This window comes from Kitasatospora sp. NPDC047058 (assembly GCF_040643935.1).
Taxonomy (GTDB): Bacteria; Actinomycetota; Actinomycetes; order Streptomycetales; family Streptomycetaceae; genus Kitasatospora.
The window spans coordinates 1-1,224 of sequence record NZ_JBEYVJ010000910.1 but is presented as its reverse complement, the minus strand read 5'-3'; the positions used below and the strand labels follow the sequence as shown (position 1 = coordinate 1,224).

Here is a 1,224-nt window from a genome sequence, read left to right as displayed (position 1 = left end):
GCCGCGCTCGCCCCCGGCGGCACGCTGCTGGTGGTCGGCCACGACGCCACCAACCTGACCGAGGGCGTCGGCGGTCCGCAGGACCCGCGCGTCCTGTTCACCCCGGACGACGTCCTCGCCGACCTCGCCGGCACCGGCCTGAACGCCGTCCGTGCCGAGCGGGTCCGCCGCCCGGTCGGCACTCAGGTCGGTCACCGCTGCGGCGCCGGGGAGGCCGGGGGTGACGCCGCCGGCCGGACCGAGGCGGTCGACGCGCTGGTACGGCTGGAACGGACCGGCTGACGGCCGGACGGCTGCTGCGCCGCGGCCGGATCCCGCCCCTTCGGGGTCGGGAGGGCGTCAGGTGGTGTCGATCCCGTGAGTGACGGGGTACGGGGTCTTCCAGGAACGGGTGCTGCGCGCTGCTGGAACGTCTGCCGGGGTGACCGCTGCGAGGCCATCTCTACAGTGTTGTAGATTCAAGCGCGCAGGTGGAGGAACGAGGAGGGCACGAATGAGCGTTTCGCTGGCCAAGGGTCAGAAACTGAGCCTGGAGAAGCCGGGCGGCGGGCGGCTGGGCCTGGTCCGGATGGGTCTCGGCTGGCGGGCGGCGCAGAAGAAGGGGTTCTTCGCCAAGCTGCTGGGCTCGCAGGAGATCGACCTGGACGCCTCGGCGGTGCTGTTCGCCGAGGGCAAGCCGGTGGACGTGGTCTTCTTCCAGCACCTGCAGAGCAACGACGGCTCGGTCCGGCACAGCGGCGACAACCTGACGGGCGGGGCCGGCGACGCCACCGACGACGAGTCGATCACGGTGGACCTCACCCGGGTGCCGGCCGAGGTCGACCAGATCGTCTTCACCGTCAACTCGTTCACCGGGCAGACCTTCCAGGAGGTCGAGAACGCGTTCTGCCGCCTGGTCGACGAGCAGACCGGCGCCGAGCTGGCCCGCTACACGCTCACCGGCGGCGGCCCGTACACCGCCCAGATCATGGCCAAGGTGCAGCGCACCGCCGGAGGCTGGCAGATGGCCGCGATCGGCCAGCCGGCCAGCGGCCGGACCTTCCAGGACCTGATGCCGGAGCTGGTCAGGCACCTCTGACGGCCCGGCGGCGGCCCGTCCGGCCCAATCGGCCGGGTAGCGCCCCGGACCGGCGGCGCGGGGCCCGTCCGCCGAGAGTCGGCGCAGAAGCGGCTGCGGCCCTCGTCCGCCAGGTCGGCGGCGAAGTCGAGGATGGCGGCGACGAC

General features: G+C 73.0%; 1 protein-coding gene and 1 pseudogene. Both read left to right on the top strand.

What is annotated here, in order from left to right; genetic code table 11:
* Positions 1-282 (top strand): annotated as a pseudogene (locus tag ABZ885_RS41565) (hypothetical protein); the annotation flags it as partial.
* 211 nt (positions 283-493) lie between these two features.
* Entirely contained in the window at positions 494-1,078 is a 585-nt protein-coding gene (locus ABZ885_RS41560; RefSeq protein WP_360200456.1) for a TerD family protein, read from the top strand.
* The last annotated feature ends 146 nt before the right edge of the window (positions 1,079-1,224 follow it).

What these genes read in the sequence shown, in the direction of transcription:
- ABZ885_RS41560 (WP_360200456.1), top strand. Translation starts at nt 494, where the DNA reads ATGAGCGTTTCGCTGGCCAAGGGTCAGAAACTGAGCCTGGAGAAGCCG.